This is a genomic window from Terrabacter sp. C0L_2 (genome assembly GCF_036352015.1).
Taxonomy (GTDB): Bacteria; Actinomycetota; Actinomycetes; order Actinomycetales; family Dermatophilaceae; genus Terrabacter; species Terrabacter tumescens.
On the sequence record NZ_CP143557.1, the window covers coordinates 1,272,570 to 1,292,651 of the forward strand.

Genomic DNA, 20,082 nt, shown 5'->3' on the forward strand with positions numbered 1-20,082 from the left:
CAGGTGGGCTCAGGTCAGCTCGGCGATGACGGCGCGCACCATCTGGCGCCCGTGCTCGGCCATGCGGGGGAAGGTGTGCCGGTAGTAGTCGATGCCCGTGAGCGACGGCGCCAGCGCCCACCCGCAGGCCCGGAGCCACGTGGCGTCGTCGGGGCACACGGCCTCGCGGTAGGCGTCCCGGGCCTCGCCCGTGAACGTCCAGAGTGCGGCAGCGACGTCGGGCGCCGGGTCGCCGACCCCGAGGGCGCCCCAGTCGATGACCGCGACGAGCCGGCCGTCGTCGACGACGAGGTTGCCGGGCTGGAGGTCGCCGTGGATCCACACCGGGTCGCCGCCCCAGTCGGGCGCGGAGACGCAGAGGTCCCAGGCACGCTCGGCGGCTGCGAGGTCGATGCCGTCGTCGTGGGCGCGCAGGCGCTCGAGGCCGGCTCGGGCGCCGGCGTCGGAGTGCACGAGCGGGGTGCCGCGCGACCCAGGCGGCTTGGCGGGCCCGCCCGTGGCGTCGATCCCACGCAGGGACAGGGCGAACGCCGCGAGGTCCTGGGCGAGCCGGACGTCGTCGACGCCGAGGCGCGGCGGTGTGGACCCGGCGACCCAGGGCACCACCGACCACACCCACGGATAGCCGCCCGAGGGCCGGCCGACGTGGACGGGCACCGGCACGGCGGCGGGCAGGTGCGGCGCGAGCCGGGGCAGCCAGCGGGCATCGGACTCGGCCTGCTCATGCGCCCAGTCGATCTTCGGCAGGCGCACCACGAGCTCGTCGCCCAGCCGGAACAGCACGTTGTCGGTGCCCTCGAGCTCGTCGGGCAGCGCGGTCACGCTCAGGTCCGCCCACTGGGGGCACTGCTCGCGGACGAGTCGCTCGACCAGGTCGGGCGTCGCGCGGACCTCGTCCTCGTGCATCGGCATCGGCACTGCGGTCACGCTAGGCGGGCACGCGGTCCACGGCGAGGGGTTTTCGGGACTGACACCGGTGGCCGATAGCGTTCTCGCCCGTGACCACGATCGACGACGTCAGGCAGGCCGACCGCACCGCATCCGAGGTGTCGCTCGACGTCGTCCTCGGGCCGATGAAGTCGGGCAAGAGCCTCGCGCTCATCTCGCTGCTCTCGCCGCTGCAGTTCACGCGGGTCCGCCACCGCGTCTACCAGTCGGAGCGGCACGTCCGTGACTCCGGCGTCACGTCGCGCAGCGGCGGCGAGCTCGCGACGACGAAGGTCAGCACCCTGCACGAGGCGCTCGACGAGCAGCTCGACGTCGTGGCCGTCGACGAGGTGCACATGTTCGACCTCGACGACGTGGCCGTCGTCGAACGGCTGCTGCGCCGCGGCACCCGGGTCGTCGTGGCCGGTATCGACCTCGACCACCGCGGTGAGCTCTTCGCGCCCGTGCGAGCCCTGCTCGAGCTGGGACCCGACACGGTGACCTACCGGCGCGCCGTCTGCGACCAGTGCCGCGACTTCAGCGCCACCCACACGCAGGTGCTGCGCTCGGGTGAACCGTTCCTCGACCACCTCGGCGGGTCCGAGGCGCTGCCCGACGACGGCACCTTCACCTATGAGGCGCGCTGCCGCTCCTGCTTCGTCCGCCCCGCCCGCACCTGAGGCGGAAGCCCTTCAAGCCGCGATGGCGAATGCGTGCCTGATGGGGGCCGAACCTCAGGCGGGGAACACGCCGCTGGAGAGGTACCGGTCGCCGCGGTCGCAGACCACGAAGACGATCGTCGCCTCCTCGACCTCCTGGGCCACCTGCAGAGCGGTCCAGCAGGCGCCGGCCGCCGAGACACCTCCGAAGATGCCCTCTTGGCGGGCCAGCTGGCGGGCCGTCTCCTCAGCGTCGGCCTGCGTGACCTCCACGGTCCGGTCCACCGCCGAGGGGTCGAAGATCTTCGGCACGTACTCCTGTGGCCAGGCGCGGATCCCGGGAATCTTCGAGCCCTCCGCGGGCTGTGCCCCGACGATCTGGACACCGGGGTTGCGTGACTTCAGGAACCGCGAGACCCCGGTGATCGTGCCGGTGGTGCCCATCGCGGACACGAAGTGTGTGATCCGTCCGTCGGTCTGGCGCCACAGCTCCGGGCCCGTCCCTTGCTCGTGGGCACGAGGGTTGTCCGGGTTGCCGAACTGGTCCAGGACCCGGCCGCGGCCCTCTCGCTCCATCCGCGCGACGACGTCGCGGGCCTCTTCCATGCCGCCGCGCGCCGGGGTGAGGACCAGGTCGGCTCCGTACGCCCGCATCGTCTGGATGCGCTCGGTGGAGGCGTCTTCGGGCATCACGATGACCAGTGGGTAGCCGCTGATCGCCGCCGCCATCGCCAGGCCGATCCCGGTGTTGCCGGACGTGGCTTCCAGCAGGGTGTCGCCGGGGGAGATCTCCCCCCGCTCCTCGGCGCCGCGGATCATGCTGATCGCCGGCCGGTCCTTCACCGAGCCGGCCGGGTTGTTCCCCTCGAGCTTGGCGAGCAGCACGTTGCCGCGGCGTTCGTTCTCCGGCCCCGGAAGGCGTTGTAGACGCACCAGCGGGGTGTCGCCGATGACATCCTCCATCGTGGGGTACCGCGGAGGGTTGCTCACGCGCCGCAGTCTATGACGGCGGTCGCCGAAGGACCGCAGGCGACTGCTCGACGTGCACGCCTCCACCGAGCACGTAGAGGTCCGCGAGGATGACGTTCCTGCCAAGGGTGCAGCACTGCGGCATGAGCACCTATCCCTCGGCGCTTCAGACCCGGTCCGTCCACGTGGGCAGCGACACCGCGAAGCGCCTGAGGGTCCTCAACGCGGTCATGGGGGCCTTGCATCTGGTGTCCGGATTGGCCATGGTGGCGCTCAGCAACGACTTCACGCTGCCGGTGTCCACCTTTGCGCTGAACGGCCCGCCGGGCTCGCCGCTCTCTGAGGGCGTCACGAACCTCGTCTTCGACCTGCCGCTGGGACCCGCAACGGCTTCGTTCCTGTTCCTGTCGGCGTTCCCACTTCCTGATCGCCTCGCCGTGGGGCTTCACGCGCTACGTCAACGAGCTGTCGAAGGGCCGCAACCGTTTCCGTTGGGTGGAGTACAGCCTCTCCTCGACGCTGATGGTCGTCCTCATCAGCTTGGTGCTGGGAATTTCGGACATCGCGGCACTCATCGGGCTCGGCATCGCCAACGTCTCGATGATCTTGTTCGGATGGCTGATGGAGATGTCCAACAACGGTCTGATGCACGGCAAGGACGGGCAGCCGGTCCGCGGGCAACGCGCTTGGTGGACACCCTTCTGGTTCGGCTGTGTCGCCGGGGGTCGGACCGTGGCTGGCCGCCGCGGCCTACCTGATCGTCAACGCGCGAACGGCCCGACCAGCCTCTCTCGCGCGTCGTGCTCCCTTGCGCTCTCAGGGAACTCACATCTTCGCGCAGGTTCCCGAGGGTCGTCCCGGGTCTACATTGCCAGTCATTCCCGCGCCGCGTGCCGAACGGGGTCGACCGCCACGGGAGTCGCATGTTCAGAAGACTGCGACGACGTGCGCGCCGACCCAGGCGCCCGGGCAGGGAGGGTTCAACGAATGACGCTCGCTCCGAAGGTCTCCACGAGTGGAAGGGGACGCGGCCTGCGCCGCGCGGCGCTCTGCGTCGTGGCCGGCGCTGCTCTCGCGGTCACCCCCTTGGCGCTCCCCAGCTATGCCAGCAGCACTCCCCACGACGGCGGTGGCGGTCGCTACCACGACGCAGGGGACGAGGCGGCCGAGCTGATGGCCTCACAGACGGAGTTCGCCCAGGCGCGCTCCGCACCCACCGGACTCGTCGCGCCCGGGGCGTACGCCGCGGCTTACGGTCAGCTCTCCGCCCTGCCCGCGGCCCCGTCGACGTGGAGCTCGATCACGGACGTCCCCTACAACTCGGACGACCCCCGCTACCGCGACCCGAGCGCCTCGAACAGCAGCGGCGGCGCCGGCTACGTGACCGGTCGCGTGCAGGCCCTCGCCGTGGACGCCCACTGTCTCTTCGCCGGCGGCGCGGCCGGTGGCATCAAGCGCTCGTGCGACAACGGCGCCACGTGGACGCCGATCGCGGACGCCCTACCGACCCAGTCGATCGGCAGCATGTCGATCGCCCCGGACGGCGCCCTGTGGGTGGCCACGGGCGACGGCACGACCGGGTCCGCCACGTACGTCGGTGCCGGCGTCTTCCGGCTTGCCTCGCCGGACACCGCCACCTTCACAGCCGCCTCCAGGGTCGGCGGCACGGAGCTCGACAGCCAGGTCATCCGTCGCATCCTCGTCGACGCGGCCAACGGTCGCGTCTTCGTCGCCGCGTCGCGCGGCCTCTACGTGCACTCCCTCACGGGGTCGTCGTCCACCGCGTGGACGCAGTCCCTCGCGCCCTGCGCGCAGGGGATGCTCTCGTGCACCGACGTCAACGCCAGCTACCGCGACATCGCCAACGACGTCGCCGTGCAGCCCGGGACCGGCGGCCAGGTCATCCTCGCCAACGTCGCGTGGCGCAGCGGCGCGGCCTACAACGGCTTCTACCTCAGCCGTGACGGCGGCACCACGTGGGCAAAGGTCAACCCCTCCGGGGCCATCAACCTCAAGGACGTCGGCAACGCCACCATGCAGTACTCCGCGGACGGGTCGAAGCTGTACGTGGTCCTCGAGTCGCCGACGGCCCTGAACTCGGGGGCGGCGAGCGCGCTCGCCGGTGTCTACGTGTCCAACACCGGTGCAGCCGCAGGCCCGTACAACCAGATCGCCAACCCGAGCACCCTCGCGCAGAGCGGCTCGGCCGAGCGCAAGCAGCGGATCGGCAAGGGCTACGCGCCCGGCGTGCAGGCCTGGTACAACCAGTTCGTCGGGGTCGACCCGGCCAACGCCAAGCACGTCTACGTGGGTCTCGAGGAGGTCTACGAGTCGTGGGACGGCGGCGCGAGCTGGAAGACCATCGGACGCTACTGGGACTTCGGCTTCTCCTGCTGGTCCAACATCGATGCCGACAACACCTGTGACGGCAACGTCCTGCACTCCGACCAGCACACCATCGCCTTCGGCTCGGGGTCGAGCGCCGGCCAGGTCTACGTCGGCAACGACGGCGGCCTCTACCAGCGGGCGGTCTCACCCACGGCGTCGTCCTGGCGGTCGCTGTCCGCGTCGGGCCAGCTCGACCTGCTGCAGTACTACTCGGTCGGTGTCGGCAAGGACGTCGCGCACCCCGGCAAGGTCCAGGTGTGGGGCGGGCTGCAGGACAACGGCGTCTCGCTGCTCGACCCGGCCAACAAGGGCGTCATGGTCTCGCCCTACGGCGGCGACGGCGGCCAGCAGCTCGTCGACCCCGGCAACGGCTGCCGCACGGTCGGCGAGTACGTCGACCTGACGCTGCAGATGACGACGAACTGCGGTGTCGCAGACGGCAGCGCGGCCTCGGACAGCTCCATCGTCACCATCGCGCCGGCCGACCCGCTGCCCCGCTTCATCGCCCCGTTCAGCGCCGACCAGACCGAACCGAACACATGGGTGGCCGGCGGCGAGTACGTCTGGACCAACACCAAGACGTGGGCCAGCACGAGCGGCGCGGACTGGACCAAGGCCGCCGACACCGGCGCGGGCCACTCCATCACGGCGCTCGCCAGCCGCAACCACGTGGTGTGGGCCGGCTGGTGCGGCTCGTGCAACCCCGGCGCGAGCTTCGCCCGTGGGCTGATGACCAACGCCAACGGCAGCTACCAGCAGGTGGCCACCACCGCCGGCGTCCCCCTGCGGATGGTCACCGGTGTGACGCCCGACCCTGCCGACCCGCGCACCTCCTACGTGCTCTTGGGCGGCTACTCCCGCAACTGGGTCGACGGACCCGGCAGCGACCTGGCGGGCTCGGGCCACCTGTGGAAGGTGACGCTGACCGGTGTCACCGACTCGAATGGTCAGGCCGCGGCGACCTGGACCGACGTGAGCGGCAACCTGCCGGACATCCCCGGCGACAACCTCCTGCTCACCTCGACGGGACGGGTCGTCATGGCCACCGACCTCGGGGTCGTCGAGACGACTATGACGTCGTTGCGCACCGGCGCTCCCCAGTGGTCGCGTGACGCCATCCCGGTCACCATCGCCACCCAGGCGCTGGAGGGACCGGACGGCAACCTCTACGTCGCGACGTACGGGCGGGGGATCTACCGCACCGCGTCCTGATCGACGACGTGACCACCGTGGCGTGCGGGGCGGGCGTCGGGCCTTCGGCCCGGCCTCACCCGCGCGCCACGGTCGTGCGTCCGGGCGCCCACTCCGACTCGAGCGCGCACACGACGAGGTCGGCGCGCTCCCACGGTCGGTCCTGCGCGAGGAACGGCTCCTCGGCCGCCATCCACTCGTCCCAGAAGCGCTCCGCCTCGGCCGGTGTGCGGCCCAGCTCGACGTCGCGACGCAGCCCGCGCTCGCGCGCCTCGTCACGGTCCGACTGCACCCAGACGACGGCGTCGGCGTGCTCGGCCAGCGACGCGCGGCCCGCGCCGACCCCCTCGAGGAGGAGCACGCGTACGCCATCGGGCACCGTCACCGAGCCCTCGCGGCCCTGCGCGACCCAGCCGGGCGGGGTGTAGTCGATGCGCTCGCCGCGGCGCCACGGCTCGATGACGTGGGTGGTCGCGAGGTCGTCCCACGCGAAGGCGTCGTGGTGCCAGGCGAGGTCGTCGCTGTGCACGACTGCCCCGTCGAGCAGGTCCGCGATCCGCGCGGCGACGGTGGACTTGCCGGTGCCCGACCGGCCGTCGACGAGCAGCACCCCACGTCCGTCCGGCAGCAGCCTCGCGAGGAGCGCGGCGAGCTCGTCGTCGTCGACGCGGCGCCAGGGCCCGGCCTCGGTCTCCTCGGGGTGCAGTCGCATGGCGTGAGTATGCCGTCCGGCGCGGCTCACGTCGTCGGCTCGGGCTCGTGGGTGGTGACGATGTCGTTGGCCGCGGCCCAGGCGGTGATGTCGCGCTTCTCGATGGCGGTGGCCATGAGGTCGGGGAAGCGGTCGGGCGTGCACGCGAAGGCCGGCACCCCGACGGCCGCGAGCGCCGCGGCGTGGCCCGCGTCGAAGCTCGGCCGGCCCGAGTCGCTGAGCGCCAGCAGCGCAACCATCGTCGCTCCGGACGCCACGATCGAGGAGGCCCGGCGCACCATCTCCTCGGCGATGCCGCCCTCGTAGAGGTCGCTGATGAGCACGAGGACCGTCTCACCGGGCTGCTCGATGAGGCCCTCGCAGTAGGCGAGCGCCTGGTTGATGTCGGTGCCGCCACCGAGCTGCACCCCGAAGAGCACGTCGACGGGGTCGTCGAGCTCGTCGGTCAGGTCGACGACGGCCGTGTCGAAGACGACGAGCTTCGTCTCGACCGACCGCAGCGAGGCGAGCACGGCGCCGAAGACGCTGGAGTAGACGACCGACTCGGCCATCGAGCCGGACTGGTCGATGCAGAGGATGATCCGCCGCTCGACGCGGTGCGCGCGCCGGGCGTGGCCGACGAGCCGCTCGGGCACGACGGTGCCGTGCTCGGGCTGGTAGTGCTTGAGGTTGGCCGCGATGGTGCGGTTCCAGTCGATGTCGGAGGCCTTGGGGCGGCGGGTCCGGGAGGCCCGGTTGAGGGCGCCCGTGACGGCCTGGACCGTCTCGGCGCGTAGGCGCTCCTCGAGCTCGTCGGTGACGACCCGCACGACGGCCCGGGCCGTGGCCCGCGACCGCTCGGGGATGACGCGGTTCAGCCCGACGAGCGTCGCGACGAGGCCCACGTCGGGTTGCACGGCCTCCATGAGCTCGGGCTCGAGGAGCAGCTGGGTCAGGCCGAGGCGATCCATCGCGTCGTGCTGCATGACCTGCACGACCGACGACGGGAAGTAGCCGCGGATGTCGCCCAGCCACCGGGCGACCCGTGGCGCCGAGGCCCCGAGGCCGCTGCGGCGCTCGCCGTCGTAGAGCTCGCGCAGGGCCTCGTCGCGCTTGAGGTCGTCGGCCTCGAGCGTGGCCGCCTCGCCGATGCCGTCGGACTGCTCGCCGCCGAGGACGAGCCGCCACCGGGTCAGCCGGTCGCGGTCGGTCATGACGCCACCTCCATCCCGAGCAGGCGCGCGACGGCCGCGATGGCCGGGGCGGCGCGGTCGAGGTCGAGCGAGTCCGTGGTGGGTGATGGCTGGAGCCGGCGCTCTGCGCCGGAATGCCGTCCGGTGGCCAGGTCGCGCAGGTGCGTCCCGAGGAGGCGGCGTTCGGCGGGCTGGTAGCGCGAGAAGGTGCGGCGCACGAGCGGCAGGAGGTCCTCGAACGACTCCTCGGTGGCGCCGACGAGCCACTCGTCGATGATCGAGAGCAGGTCGTCGCCGTGGATGAGCAGCAGCGCCTCGCCCGTGAGGAAGCCGTCGAGCCAGGCGGCTGCTGCGGGGGCGGGCGTGCCGGGGGAGAGGCGGCGGCTCAGGCGCGCGGCCGCCTCGTCGTGGGTGAGCAGGCCACCGTCGAGCAGGAGCCGGTTGACGCGTCCGGCGACGGCGCCGTGGATGACCTCGTCGCGGCCGACCGTCACGAGCGCCTCGGACCAGGGCTCCCGCAGGTCGTCGCGGTCGACGAGGGCCACCCCGCGGTGGGCCGCCTCGACCGCGGTGCGCATCGCGGCGGCACTGTCGTCGTCCAGGCTGGAGCAGGCGGCCCGGAGCCCGACGGAGGCGCGCACGACGACGGTCTGCAGCACGTGGGTCACGTCGGCGACGTCGACGCCGCGCACGTCGCCGTAGCGGCAGGTGCGGGCGAGCGGCTCGACGGTCTCGAGCAGGGCCCGGGTGTCGTGCTGCTTGGCCGTGCGCTCGGCGAGGGCGGCGACGACGGCGCGCAGGCCCTCGGGCAGGTCTGCGAGCAGGCACTCCTCGATGAGCCGGCCCAGCACGCCGAGGTCGGCTGCCTCACGGGCCTCCTCGGCGATGCGGGACTCGGCCGCGGTGCGGACCGTCGTGCCGTAGAGGCTCGCCTCGATGACGGCGACGGCGAGCTCGGGCGTCCACTCGAGCTCCCACGCCTCCTTGAAGGTGCCCATGGTGCGGCCGGCCTCGACCTGCGTGCCCCACGGCACGTCGAGCACGGCGAGGCGGTGCAGCAGCACCGAGCGGGCGAGCTGGGACTCGCGGCGCAGGTCGAGCTGGACGACGGTCGAGGTCGCGGAGGCCTTGAGCCGCAACGACTTCTGCTGCCGGGCCAGGTCACCGGCGAGCGGCACCATGGGGGTGGACTCCGGGACCCGGCCGAGCTCCTCGCCGATGACGAGGGTGCGGTCGACGAGCCGCAGCGGGAGGTCGGCGCCCTCGGTGAGCACGGCACGGGCGGCGTCGGTCAGCTCGGCCAGGCCGACGGACGGACGACCGCGCACCGCTGCGAGCGCACCCGCCAGCCGGGTCGCCTCGACGACCGACGCCGTCGACGCGTCGAGGTTCTCGCTGCGCAGGGTGCGGGCGACCCGGACGAACCACGACGGCACGACGTCGTCGTCGGGGGTGACGAAGAGGTGGTGGTACCACCCCGGCGAGCGGACCCCGGCGCCGTAGCCACTGGCATACGACAGCCGTTCGGAGCTCCACGGCGCCCACGTCGCGGCGACCTTGATCCTCGGCAGCTTGCTCGTCAGGGCGTTGTCGCGGCTCACCGGCGGGAACGAGGCCGGGTCGAGGGCCGGCGCGTGGTAGGCGCCGCATACGACGGCGACGCGCTCGCGACCGGCGCGCATCTCGGCGCGGATCACCTTGCGCATGAACGCTTCTCGTCGGGCGTCGTCGTCGACCTCAAGGTCTCCGCGGACGCCCAGCATCGCCTCGCGCAGGTGTGCGAAGTGCGTCAGCGAGGACGTGCGGCGGTGCTCGACGGCGTCCTCCCACCAGCGCTCGGGGTCGTCGTAGCCGGCGGCCGAGGCGAGGGCGGTGATCGGGTCGACCCGGCGACCCGGGCGGCGAGGCGCCTCCTCGGTGTCGCTGTCGGCGAGGTGGTGCGTCGCGGGCAGGTCGGCGAAGCGGACGTCGACGCCGTGGTCGAGCGCCCACCGCAGGGCGACCCACTCGGGGGAGAAGACCGCGAACGGGTAGAAGGCGGCGCGCCGCGGCTCGTCGACCGCATAGACGAGCCCGGCCACCGGCGGCACGAGGTCGGGGTCGGCCGCGAGCGGGACGAGGGCGTCGAGCTCGGGCGGCCCCTCGATGACGACGACGTCGGGCTGCAGCTCGTCGAGAGCGCGCGCGACCGACCGCGCGGACCCCGGGCCGTGGTGCCGGACCCCCAGCACCTCCACCTGCGTCATGTCAGCCCAGCTCGCGGCACGCGCGGTAGAGGTCGGTCCACTCGGTGCGGTCCTTGACGACGGTCTCGAGGTACTCCTGCCAGACGATCCGGTCCTGGACCGGGTCCTTGACGACCGCCCCGACGAGGCCGGCCGCGACGTCGTCGGCCCGGACCACGCCGTCGCCGAAGTGGGCTGCGAGCGACAGGCCGTTGGTCATGACCGAGATGGCCTCGGCCGTCGAGAGGGTGGCCGACGGCGACTTCACCGTCGTGCGCTGGTCGGCCGTGACGCCCGACCGCAGCTCGCGGAAGATCGTGACGACACGCTCGATCTCCGCGAGCGATTCGAGCCCTGGCGGCAGCTCGAGCGAGCGGCCGAGCGAGTCGACGCGGGTGCGCACGATCTCGACCTCCTGCTCCAGGGAGTCGGGCAGCGGCAGCACGAGGGTGTTGAAGCGGCGCTTGAGCGCCGACGACAGGTCGTTGACGCCCTTGTCGCGGTTGTTGGCCGTAGCGATGACGTTGAAGCCCTGCTGCGCCTGCACCTCGGAGTCGAGCTCGGGGATCGGCAGGTGCTTCTCCGACAGCACCGTGATGAGGGCGTCCTGCACGTCGGCCGGGATGCGCGTCAGCTCCTCGATGCGCACGAGCGAGCCGGTCTCCATGGCGCGCATGACCGGGCTCGGCACGAGAGCGCCCCGCGTCGGCCCCTCGGCGAGCAGCCGCGCGTAGTTCCAGCCGTAGCGCAGCGACTCCTCGGGCGTGCCGGCCGTGCCCTGGACGACGAGGGTCGACGAGCCGCTGACGGCGGCCGCGAGGTGCTCGCTGACCCACGTCTTGGCCGTGCCGGGCACTCCGAGCAGCAGCAGAGCCCGGTCGGTGGCGAGCGAGGCGACGGCGACCTCCATGAGCCGGCGCGAGCCGAGGTACTTCGGCGTGATCTCGGTGCCGTCGTCGAGCGTGCCGCCGAGGAGGTAGGTCGTGACCGCCCAGGGCGACATCCGCCAGCGTGGTGGACGCGGTCGGTCGTCGCTGGCCGCGAGCGCGGCCAGCTCGGCGGCATACGCGTCCTCGGCGTGGGCGCGTAGGACCGTGGTGGCAGAGGGTGATTCGCTCATCTGAAGGCCTCGGTGATCGATCGCTTGACGGAGTGGAACTGGAGCAGGTTGCGCAGGTTGGTCGTCAGGGTCTGGTCGGCGCCGGTGGACTCGATCCAGCGCTCGAGGGGGTCGAGGGCCGCCGGGTGCAGCCCGGCGAGCAGGTGCGGCATCGAGGCCATCACCATGGCGGAGCCGAACCTGGACGCCCGCAGCCGGGAGACGAGCGCGACGCTGAAGTCCGGCGACCACGGCGCGTCGACCGAGCCGACGACGGAGCCGATCTCGTGCACCCGTTCGGTCGTGGCGTCGACCCGCTGGAGCACGACGCGCTCGCGGCGCTCCCGGGGCAGCGCGGGCACGAGTGTGGCGTCCCAGCCCCGCTCGAGCAGCGCCGCCGCCCACTCGGGGTCGCGCCGGGCCCGCACCGCACGGCGTATGCCGGCCAGCGCGTCCGTCGCCTGCGCGTCGGTGAGCCTCTTGACCGTCGCGGACGGGTCGGCGCCGGTCAGCTCGGCCCAGACCTCGAGGGGCGCGCCGGCGCAGAGCTGCTCGAGCCACCAGCCGCGGGCCGAGCGACGCGGCGGGGGCTTGCCGAGGCCGTCGCGGACGCCGGCCGGGTCGGGCTCGTCGGGCAAGGTGACCTCCACGCCACGGCCGAGCAGTCCGGTGCGTCGGACGAGAGGGCGCAGGCGCTCGGCCATCCGCGCGGCGCGCGCCGAGCCGGGCAGGCCGTCGAGCAGCTCTGTCGAGATCTCGCGGACGGTGCCGGCGCGGTCGTCGAGTGCCGCCTCGAGCAGCGTCTCGTCATCCGGGCCCAGGCCGATGTGCAGTGTCTCGAGGTGCGAGCGGCGGTCGCGTGCCGAGTCGCTCGCCCACGACGAGAGGACGAGCTCGCGTGCTGCGCCCGGGTCGTGGGCGCGGAGGGAGGAGAGCACGGCGACCCGGTCGGTCGAGGGCAGCCGCCCCCACTCGTCGGCCGGGGGCGCGATGCTGGCGGCGCGTGACGCCCTGCGCGCCTCGGCGCCCGCTGAGGCGTCGGTCACCCACGACCAGTCCTCCCGCAGTCCCGCGAGCCACCGGCCGCGCTCGTCGAGCACGGCAGCCGTCGGGCGCCGCAGCTCGCGCGACGCCGTGGCGAGGGTGAGCAGGGTCGGGAGGAGCACGTGCGGCACGCGGCAGCCCGCGTCGTCGCCGGCGCGCAGCCAGTGGGCGAGCAGGCCGGTGCGCTGCGCGGCTCCGGCGGGCGGCTGGGTGAGGACGAGCTCGAGCAGCTGGACTGCCCGCCTCGGGGCCTCGGGCCGCTGGTCGTCGGGTGCGGCCTCCGGAGGCTCGGCGTGGTCGAGCCTGCGTCCGGCGCGCAGCGCGGCCCCGCCGAGGGCGGCGGCGTCGAGGAGGGCCTCCTCGCGCGGCTGACCCGCCGGACGGGCCTGCACTCCTGACGGCCCGAGGTCGGGCAGCGGCGGCACCGGCCGCCGGGCCGTGCCGACGACCGCCGCGTTGCCGACGTCACGCCACCACGTGTCGAGGTCGCTCACAGGCCCACGACCTCGCCGTCGCCGTCGTCACCGTGCACGATGACGGTGAGCGGCCGCAGCCGCGACTCCTCGAGCTCGCCGAAGACACGCGCCGGCCGGCCACCGGTCAGGGCGAGCAGCGGCCAGACGTCGGCATCGTCGGTGAGCCGCACGCTCGCGCCATCGGCGTCGACGACCCGGTCGACACCGACACGCACGTCGGCGAGGACGACGGGCACCCGGCGCGCCCACGGGTTGCGCCCCCACGCCTGTGCCGCCGCGGACCGCGCGTCTTCGAGGGACGCGCCGGACGGCATACGCCCTCGGTCGTCGGCGACAGCCGGCTCGTCGACGAAGAGGGCACGGCGCACGGCGGCGCCGGGGTAGCGGGCGAGGGTCGCGTCGAGGCTCGACCCGACGACGCGCGCGACGGGCAGCACCTGACCGCCCGCGGCGAAGTCGAGGACCTGCACGATCTCGCCGGAGGCGTCGCCGCGCAACCAGGTCCGTTGCTGCTGGAGGCGTCCGTCGTCGCTGCGGTGCGCGCCGAGGACGAGCCACCGGTCGGTCACGGCGTCGGCCCGGCGCACCGACTCGGTGCTCGTCGACCAGCCGAGGTAGGCGCGCAGGTCGCCGAGCTGGTCCTCGCCGAGCGACTCCCGGGCAGACCACGCGCGCGCCGCCGTCCACCAGCGGCCGAGCGCCACGAGCAGCCGCTCGGCCCAGTCGGGTCGACCACTCACCGCACCGCCGACCGAGCGAACGTCGTCGGCGAGCCCGGGCAGCTGCGCGTCGACGAGGCGAGCCGCTGTGCCGTCCCACCACGCATAGGACTGCTGCCGCGCGGAGGCCGTGCCGCTGCGCGCGAGGTCGGTGAGCCAGCGGGCGAAGTCGTCCATGCCGCCGTCCATGAGGGCGAGCCGCTCCTTGAGCCGCTTGGCGGCCGCGGCGGGGTCGGGGGCCCGCGTCGGCTTGGCCGCGTCACCCGCGGCCTTCGCCTCGGCGCGGGCCGAGCGCTCTGCCGCCCACTCCTGCGCGAAGCCGGCCGCTTCGTCGGCGTCGGCCACCGAGCCCGACCCGTCGACCCAGAGGAGCAGCAGCGCGAGCCCGTGCTTGCACGGGAACTTGCGGCTCGGGCACGAGCAGCGGAACGCCGGGCCGACGAGGTCGATGCTCACCTGGTACGGCGTCTTGCCGGAGCCCTGGCACTTGCCCCACAGCAGGGTAGGCGTCGACCCGGTGTCGGACCACGGGCCCGGCCGCGCGAGCCTGCGGGCAGCCGTCAGCGACGATGCGTCGGGGGCCAGTCCGGCCACCTGCTGGGCAGTCCATCGCGTCATGACTCGCACATCATGGCCGACGCCTCCCACAACGGGGGCCGGACGGGCGTATGCCGTGTCGCCCGGTCCGCAGGTGCCTTCGGTCCGCTCAGTCCTCGGTCTCGTGCAGCAGGCGCTCCACGTGGTCGATGACGTAGCTCCGCTCGAACCGCCGGTGGCCACCCGGCGTCCGCGTGCACGGCAGCAGGCCGACGCGAGCCCAGCGGGTGATGGTCGCGGGCGACACCCGGAAGATCTCGGCGACCTCGTGCGGCGCCATGAGATCAGGGTCGTGTCCCTGCGTCGACGACTGCGTCCTTGCCATCGTGTTCTCCCCCGAGAATCCGCGCCCCCTTGACGCTCTCGCACCAGTCTGACCCACCTTCCCCCGCCGTAGAGCCCGAAGCCCCTCGCAGATTTCGAGCGCGCCTTCCGAGGAGCCGGGGCCCGGGTGATGATGGCCCGGTGACCGATCTCGCTGCAGCCCATGTCCTCGTCCTCGGCGCGACAGGTGGACTCGGGGGAGCGATCGCCAGACGGCTCGTCGCCTCGGGCGCCCGGGTGACGCTCTCCGGCCGGGACGAGTCGCGGCTGGCGGCGCTCGCCGACGAGCTCGGCAGTGCCGTCGTCACGACGGTGGTCATCGACCTGACGAAGCCCGACGGACCCGCCTCGGTCGTGAGCGCCGCCACCGAGGCCGCGCCGCTCACGGGTGTCGTCAACGCGGCCGGCGTCGTCGCGTTCGGTGCCGTCGAGGACCTCGACGACGACGCGCTCGACGAGGTGCTGCTCCTCGACCTCGTCGCGCCGATCCGCCTGGCCCGCGCCGCGCTCGGCATCATCCCGGAGGGTGGCTTCCTCGCCCAGGTCAGCGCCGTCGTCGCCGAGAAGGCGATGCCGGGCATGGCCGCCTACAGCGCCGCCAAGGCGGGACTCACGGCCTTCGACGCGGCGCTCGCGACGGAGCTGCGCCGCCGCCGCATCCGCGTGCTCGACGTGCGCCCGCCGCACACCGAGACCGGGCTCGCGACCCGTCCGGTCGCCGGCGAGGCGCCCCGGCTGCCGCGGGGCCTCGACCCCGAGGCCGTCGCCGAGCGCGTCGTGCGGGCCCTCGCCGACGACGAGCGCGACCTGCCGTCGACGGCCTTCACAGCCTGACGCCGGAGGCCCGCAGCAGATAGGTGAGGTCGGGCGCGAGCTGCCGCGCGTACTGCACCGACGTGTGGAGGTAGTCGCCCTTGAGCACCGTGCCGGTCGTCGTCGTGAAGATCGGGCAGCGGCCGTCGACGCAGTACCAGTGCGTCGTGTCGACGAAGACCGCGTGCTGCACCTTCTTCTCGACGTCGCGGGTGCGCGCCCACCACGTCGGTATGCCGGTGACGCAACGTCCCGGCGAGCCGCCCGGTCGGTAGCAGTCGAGGAACGCGACGCCCGGCATCGACGGCGCGACGATGACGACGGTGCCCACGCTGCCGCGCACCGAGTCGACGAACCTCTGGTCGGCGGCGAGCCACTCCCTCGCCGACGCGGCCCCCTTGGCGCCGGACTTGAGCCGCACCGCCCACGAGTAGGTCTCGGTCATGATGAGCACCTTCGGCCTCACCCGCCGCACGTAGTCCAGGACCATCTTCCGGTGGTTGACGCACGGGACCGCCCACTCGTCCTTGCCGTAGTTCGCGTCGACGCCGTTGACGGCGCACGCGATCTTCGTCATCCCGCGCACCTTGTAGCGCGCGCCGTACGCCTTCTCGACCGTCGCGAGGAGCGGGAAGCCGATCGAGTCGCCGTAGACGATGATCTCGGGCCCGGCGCGGTTGCCGAACGTGCACGACTCGGGGTCCGCGGCATCGGTCGCGGTGCACGCGCTCATCGCGGCCCGCTGGTCTGCGGTCGTCTGCCACTGGTCCGGTGACGGGTTGAGGTCGGCGGGCCACGAGCTGGAGGCGAGCGCGCCGCGCAGCCCGTCCTGGATGCGGGTGCCCGTGGCGCCCAGGGGGATCGGGGTCCATCCGGTCGGCGTCGGCGTCGGTGTCGGCGTGGGTGTCGCGGACGGGCTGGGCGCTGACGAGGTGCGCGTCGCCTCGGGCGTGGCCGGCGCCTCAGTCGTCTCGGGGGTCTCGCCGACCGGTGGCGGCACCGCGCCGTCGGGCTCCGCGACCGCCACGACCGTCCCGCCCGAGAAGAGGTCGGGCCGCGCGGCCGCCGCGCCTCCGATGCCGGCGATGAGCAGCACGAGCGCCATGGCCGCGGCGAGCATGCCGCGCCGTCGCACGCGTGGCGCGTCGAGGACCGGGCGCTCGACGAGGTGGTGCGAGATGGCGGCGAGCACCAGGGTGCCGACGAGCACGACCCCCGTGGTGGCGGCGCCCGTCGTCGCGAGCACCACCGGCGCGAGCACGACGAGCGGGAAGTGCCACAGGTAGAGCCCGTAGGAGATGTCGCCGACGTAGCCGCTCACCCGGTTCGTCAGCACCACCGCTCCCGGGACGGGCGCGCCGATGCCGGCGACGAGCACCAGGGCCGTCCCCGCCGCCGCCCAGAGCGCCGCCGGCCACGGGCTGCCCGTGTCCGGGGAGACGAGGACGTATGCCGTCACGAGCGTCCCGAGCCCCGCCCACGACAGCGTGGCGCGGGCTGCGGAGCGCAGCCGAACGGCATGAGCAGGCAGGGTGGCGAGGGCCGCCCCGAGCGCGAGCTCCCACGCGCGCGTCAGCGTCGAGAAGTAGGCGGTCGTCGGGTCCGACGTGCTCTGGAGCGCGGCCCAGACGAGGGAGGCGGCACCGACACAACCGGCGAGGACGGCGACCGCGGCCCGGTGTCGGCGCACGCCACCGGCGACGGCGACGGCCAGCACGACGAGGAGCGGCCACGCGAGGTAGAACTGCTCCTCGACGCCGAGCGACCAGTAGTGCAGCAGGGGCGACGGCGCCGACCCGGTGTCGAAGTAGCTGTCGGCACGCGCGGCGTAGTGCCAGTTCGCGGCGAAGAGCGTCGCCCAGAGCGCGTCTGCGCGGACGGACGCGACCTTGGCCCCCGCCCAGGCCCACGGCGCGACCACGACGACGGCGGCGATGACGACGAGCGCGAGCGGCAGGATGCGCCGTGCCCGTCGGATCCAGAAGGCGCGCAAGGAGATCCGGCCCGTCCGGTCCCGCTCGCGCACGAGCACCCCGGTGATGACGAAGCCGGACACGACGAAGAAGGCGTCGACCCCGAGGTAGCCGCCGCCGGGCCAGCCGAAGACGTGGAAGGCGATGACGGCGAGCACGGCCACGGCCCGCAGGCCCTGGATGTCCGCCCTACGTGGTCCCCCCACCGGACCGTCGGTCATGCGGGACAGCATGCACCGCGCCGGGTCCCGTCGGAGGCGTAACGGCGGCACGAGCGGGGGAGCGGGCGGGCAGCACCGTGAAGGCGAGCCCGGCAGCGAGGACCGCGAGCGCGACGACCGCTCCGACCACGGCACCCCAGCCCGGGCCTGACCACGCGTAGCCGAGCAGCCACCCGACGAGCGCGGATCCGCTGTAGTAGCAGACGTTGTAGAGCGCCGTCGCCTGCGCGCGCCCGGTCGTGGCGCGCGCGCCCACCCACGCCGAGGCCGTCGCGTGCGCCGCGAAGAAGCCGGCCGTGAGCACGAGCAGGCCGCCCACGACCACGGGCAGCGCGCTCGAGAGGGTGAGCAGGGCTCCCGCGGCCATGGTCGCCGTGCCCGCGACGAGCACGCGCCGCCGTCCGAGGCGTGGCACCCAGCGGCCGGTCAGCCGCGAGCTGACGGTGCCCGCGGCATACGCGGCGAAGATCAGCGAACCGACCGTCGCGGGCAGCCCGAACTCCGGCCCCTCGAGGCGGAAGGCGAGGTAGTTGTAGACCCCGACGAAGCCGCCCATGAGCAGCGCGCCCTGGGCATAGAGCGCGAGCAGCGCGGGGTCGCGCAGGCTGGTGCGTATGCCGTCCGCGACCGTGCGCACGGTCGCCGCGGTCGTCGGTCGGTAGCCACGCGGACGGGGCATGAGGCGCAGGAAGACGACCGAGGCGATCGCGCAGACGGCGGCGACGGTGAGCAGCGCGGGACGCCAGCCGACGAGGCCGGCGAGCGGTCCGGCGATGAGCCGACCGGCGGCGCCGCCGATCGTCGTGCCCGAGATGTAGGCCGCGGCGGCCGCAGCCGTGTGCCGCGCGTGGACCTCGTCATGCAGGTAGGTGACCGCGAGGGCGGGCAGGCCGCCGAGCGCCATGCCCTCGACGAGCCGCAGCGCGAGGAGCGCCTCGATGCCGGGGGCGAGGGCGACGAGGACACCGAGCACGGTCGAGGCGATGGTGGCGACCTGCATGGCGCGCAGGCGGCCGACCCGGTCGGCGACCCACGACCAGGGCAGCACGGCGAGCGCGACGCCGAGGGTCGCGAGCGAGACGGACAGGGCCGCGTCGGCGGGGCTCACGTCGAGGCCGCGCGCGAGCGTCGGGAGCAGGCCCTGTGGCGAGTAGAGCTGGGCGAAGGTCGCGACGCCGGCCGCCCCGAGCCCGACGAGTATGCGGCGGTACTCGCGGCTCGCGGGGAGGTGTCCGGCCCAGGTCATGCGCTCGACGCTAGGTCGGCGCGATGCATCGCACCAATGCATGTCACGGCCACGACTCATACGATCGAGGCATGAGACCTACGGAGTTCCGGGCCGTCGTGCGGCTGCTGCCGGTCTTCGTCGTCGTCGCCGAGGTCGGCCAGGTGACGACGGCCGCCGCGGTGCTCGGCATGCCGCAGCCCACCGTCAGTCGGGCCCTCGCCCGGCTCGGGGAGCTCCTCGGCACGCCCGTCGTCGAGCGCGACGGGCGCGGGATCGCGCTGACGGCGGCCGGCCGCGCCCTGCTGCCCTTCGCCCAAGAGGGTGTCGGCGCCCTCGAGCGCGGGGTAGACGTCGTGACGCGCTCGAGCGTCGTCGGGCACGGCACCGTGAGCCTGTCGTTCCAGACCCTGCTCGGCGAGACCGTCGTCCCGGCCCTGATCCGGCGGTTCCGCGACCGGTTCCCGGGCGTGCGGTTCGAGCTCGCGCAGGGCTCGCGGCAGAAGGCGCTCGACGACTTCGAGGCCGGCCGCTGCACCGTCGCGCTCGTCGCCTCCCCGCCGGAGGTCGCCGGAGCCTCGACGACCGTGCTCTACGACGAGCCCCTCGTCGTGGCCGTCCACCGCTCGCACCCCGTCGCGGGCTCCGGCTCGGTCTCGGTCGAGCGGCTCGCCGCCGTCGCGCGGGACGAGCTCATCGTGCTCAAGACCGGCTTCGGGCTGCGCGGCCGCGTCGAGGAGATCTATGCCGACGCGGGAGTGCCGCTGCGCGTCGGCTTCGAGGCCGAGGACGTCCACACCGCAAGGGGACTCGTCGGCGCAGGGTTGGGCGTGGCCATCCTGCCGTCCTTCGCGCCGGAGGGTGACGTCGTCCCGGTCGGGCTCGACCACTCGCAGGCGCTGCGGACCATCGGCGCCATGGTGCGCAACCCCGCCCACGACCCGACGGTGGCGGCCTTCGAGGAGTTCGTGGCCCGCTCGGGCCGGTCGGTCGCGCTGGCGGCGCTCAGCCGGCCATCGTGATGACGAGGGCGATGAGGCCACCGACGAGCAGCGCCGCGCCGGCGATGCCCGCGATGACGAGGCCGAGGCGCGCGTCGCGCCGCTTGCGCCCGCTGCCCTCCATGAGCCCCGAGCCGAGCGGCTCGACCTGGTCCGCGGACTCGACGGACTCGACGGGCTCGACCTGCTCGACCTGCTCGACGGGCTCGACCTGCTCGATGCGGTCCGGGTGTCCGGTCGGTCCTGCGGTCATGAGGGCTCCATCGGTCGGGTCCTGCGGATCACGGTGCGTGGGCACGGCAAACGAGCCTATCGCCGCAGGGGTCACGCAGCGCGGGCGGTGGCCC

General features: G+C 73.6%; 16 protein-coding genes and 1 pseudogene. 5 read left to right on the top strand and 12 right to left on the bottom strand.

The features are described from left to right. Positions 1-9 precede the first annotated feature (9 nt). A complete protein-coding gene (locus tag U5C87_RS05945) occupies positions 10-912 on the bottom strand; it encodes an aminoglycoside phosphotransferase family protein (RefSeq protein ID WP_330476661.1) in 903 nt (300 codons plus the stop codon). An 86-nt stretch (positions 913-998) separates the two neighbouring features. On the opposite strand from U5C87_RS05945, the gene U5C87_RS05950 reads away from it, so the two are divergent. After that, the gene (locus U5C87_RS05950) at positions 999-1,607 is read left to right on the top strand and encodes a thymidine kinase (RefSeq protein ID WP_330475700.1); all 609 of its coding nucleotides are present in this window, start codon (positions 999-1,001) and stop codon (positions 1,605-1,607) included. Positions 1,608-1,661: 54 nt separating this feature from the next. On the opposite strand, the gene cysM is transcribed toward U5C87_RS05950, so the two are convergent. Beyond that, the gene (gene cysM, locus U5C87_RS05955) at positions 1,662-2,576 is read right to left on the bottom strand and encodes a cysteine synthase CysM (RefSeq protein ID WP_330475701.1); all 915 of its coding nucleotides are present in this window, start codon (positions 2,574-2,576) and stop codon (positions 1,662-1,664) included. Between the two features lie 242 nt (positions 2,577-2,818). Here cysM and heR point away from each other — a divergent pair. After that, positions 2,819-3,218, top strand: a pseudogene (gene heR, locus U5C87_RS05960) (heliorhodopsin HeR); the annotation flags it as partial. A 324-nt stretch (positions 3,219-3,542) separates the two neighbouring features. Further along, complete coding sequence (locus U5C87_RS05965; protein ID WP_330475703.1) at positions 3,543-6,155, top strand: WD40/YVTN/BNR-like repeat-containing protein; 2,613 nt, start codon at positions 3,543-3,545, stop codon at positions 6,153-6,155. Between the two features lie 55 nt (positions 6,156-6,210). On the opposite strand, the gene U5C87_RS05970 is transcribed toward U5C87_RS05965, so the two are convergent. From U5C87_RS05970 to U5C87_RS06000, 7 genes are all read right to left on the bottom strand, one after another. Further along, the gene (locus U5C87_RS05970; protein WP_330475704.1) at positions 6,211-6,846 is read right to left on the bottom strand and encodes a uridine kinase family protein; all 636 of its coding nucleotides are present in this window, start codon (positions 6,844-6,846) and stop codon (positions 6,211-6,213) included. Between the two features lie 26 nt (positions 6,847-6,872). Continuing rightward, positions 6,873-8,039, bottom strand: coding sequence for a VWA domain-containing protein (locus U5C87_RS05975; RefSeq protein WP_330475705.1), 1,167 nt, complete (start codon positions 8,037-8,039; stop codon positions 6,873-6,875). After that, the gene (locus tag U5C87_RS05980; RefSeq protein ID WP_330475706.1) at positions 8,036-10,264 is read right to left on the bottom strand and encodes a DUF5682 family protein; all 2,229 of its coding nucleotides are present in this window, start codon (positions 10,262-10,264) and stop codon (positions 8,036-8,038) included. The genes U5C87_RS05975 and U5C87_RS05980 overlap by 4 nt, the downstream gene beginning before the upstream one ends. 1 nt (position 10,265) lies before the next feature. Beyond that, positions 10,266-11,363, bottom strand: coding sequence for an ATP-binding protein (locus U5C87_RS05985; protein ID WP_330475707.1), 1,098 nt, complete (start codon positions 11,361-11,363; stop codon positions 10,266-10,268). Next, positions 11,360-12,880, bottom strand: a complete 1,521-nt coding sequence (locus U5C87_RS05990) for a DUF5691 domain-containing protein (RefSeq protein WP_330475708.1) — start codon at positions 12,878-12,880, stop codon at positions 11,360-11,362. The genes U5C87_RS05985 and U5C87_RS05990 overlap by 4 nt, the downstream gene beginning before the upstream one ends. Then, a complete protein-coding gene (locus U5C87_RS05995) occupies positions 12,877-14,199 on the bottom strand; it encodes an SWIM zinc finger family protein (RefSeq protein ID WP_330475709.1) in 1,323 nt (440 codons plus the stop codon). Before U5C87_RS05995 ends, U5C87_RS05990 begins: the two co-directional genes overlap by 4 nt. Before the next feature lie 88 nt (positions 14,200-14,287). Continuing rightward, the gene (locus U5C87_RS06000; RefSeq protein WP_330475710.1) at positions 14,288-14,503 is read right to left on the bottom strand and encodes a MerR family DNA-binding transcriptional regulator; all 216 of its coding nucleotides are present in this window, start codon (positions 14,501-14,503) and stop codon (positions 14,288-14,290) included. A 140-nt stretch (positions 14,504-14,643) separates the two neighbouring features. On the opposite strand from U5C87_RS06000, the gene U5C87_RS06005 reads away from it, so the two are divergent. Next, positions 14,644-15,336 carry an SDR family NAD(P)-dependent oxidoreductase gene (locus U5C87_RS06005; RefSeq protein ID WP_330475711.1) on the top strand — a complete coding sequence of 231 codons (693 nt, stop codon included), beginning with the start codon at positions 14,644-14,646 and terminating at the stop codon, positions 15,334-15,336. Here the strand turns inward: U5C87_RS06005 and U5C87_RS06010 are convergent. After that, complete coding sequence (locus tag U5C87_RS06010) at positions 15,326-17,509, bottom strand: acyltransferase family protein (protein ID WP_330475712.1); 2,184 nt, start codon at positions 17,507-17,509, stop codon at positions 15,326-15,328. The two genes, U5C87_RS06005 and U5C87_RS06010, sit on opposite strands and share 11 nt — an antisense overlap. Next, positions 17,478-18,755, bottom strand: a complete 1,278-nt coding sequence (locus U5C87_RS06015) for an MFS transporter (RefSeq protein ID WP_330475713.1) — start codon at positions 18,753-18,755, stop codon at positions 17,478-17,480. The genes U5C87_RS06010 and U5C87_RS06015 overlap by 32 nt, the downstream gene beginning before the upstream one ends. Before the next feature lie 71 nt (positions 18,756-18,826). On the opposite strand from U5C87_RS06015, the gene U5C87_RS06020 reads away from it, so the two are divergent. Beyond that, on the top strand, positions 18,827-19,756 hold the full coding sequence (locus tag U5C87_RS06020; RefSeq protein ID WP_330475714.1) for a LysR family transcriptional regulator: 930 nt from the start codon (positions 18,827-18,829) through the stop codon (positions 19,754-19,756). Here the strand turns inward: U5C87_RS06020 and U5C87_RS06025 are convergent. Next, the gene (locus U5C87_RS06025) at positions 19,740-19,988 is read right to left on the bottom strand and encodes a hypothetical protein (RefSeq protein WP_330475715.1); all 249 of its coding nucleotides are present in this window, start codon (positions 19,986-19,988) and stop codon (positions 19,740-19,742) included. The two genes, U5C87_RS06020 and U5C87_RS06025, sit on opposite strands and share 17 nt — an antisense overlap. Positions 19,989-20,082: the final 94 nt, after the last annotated feature.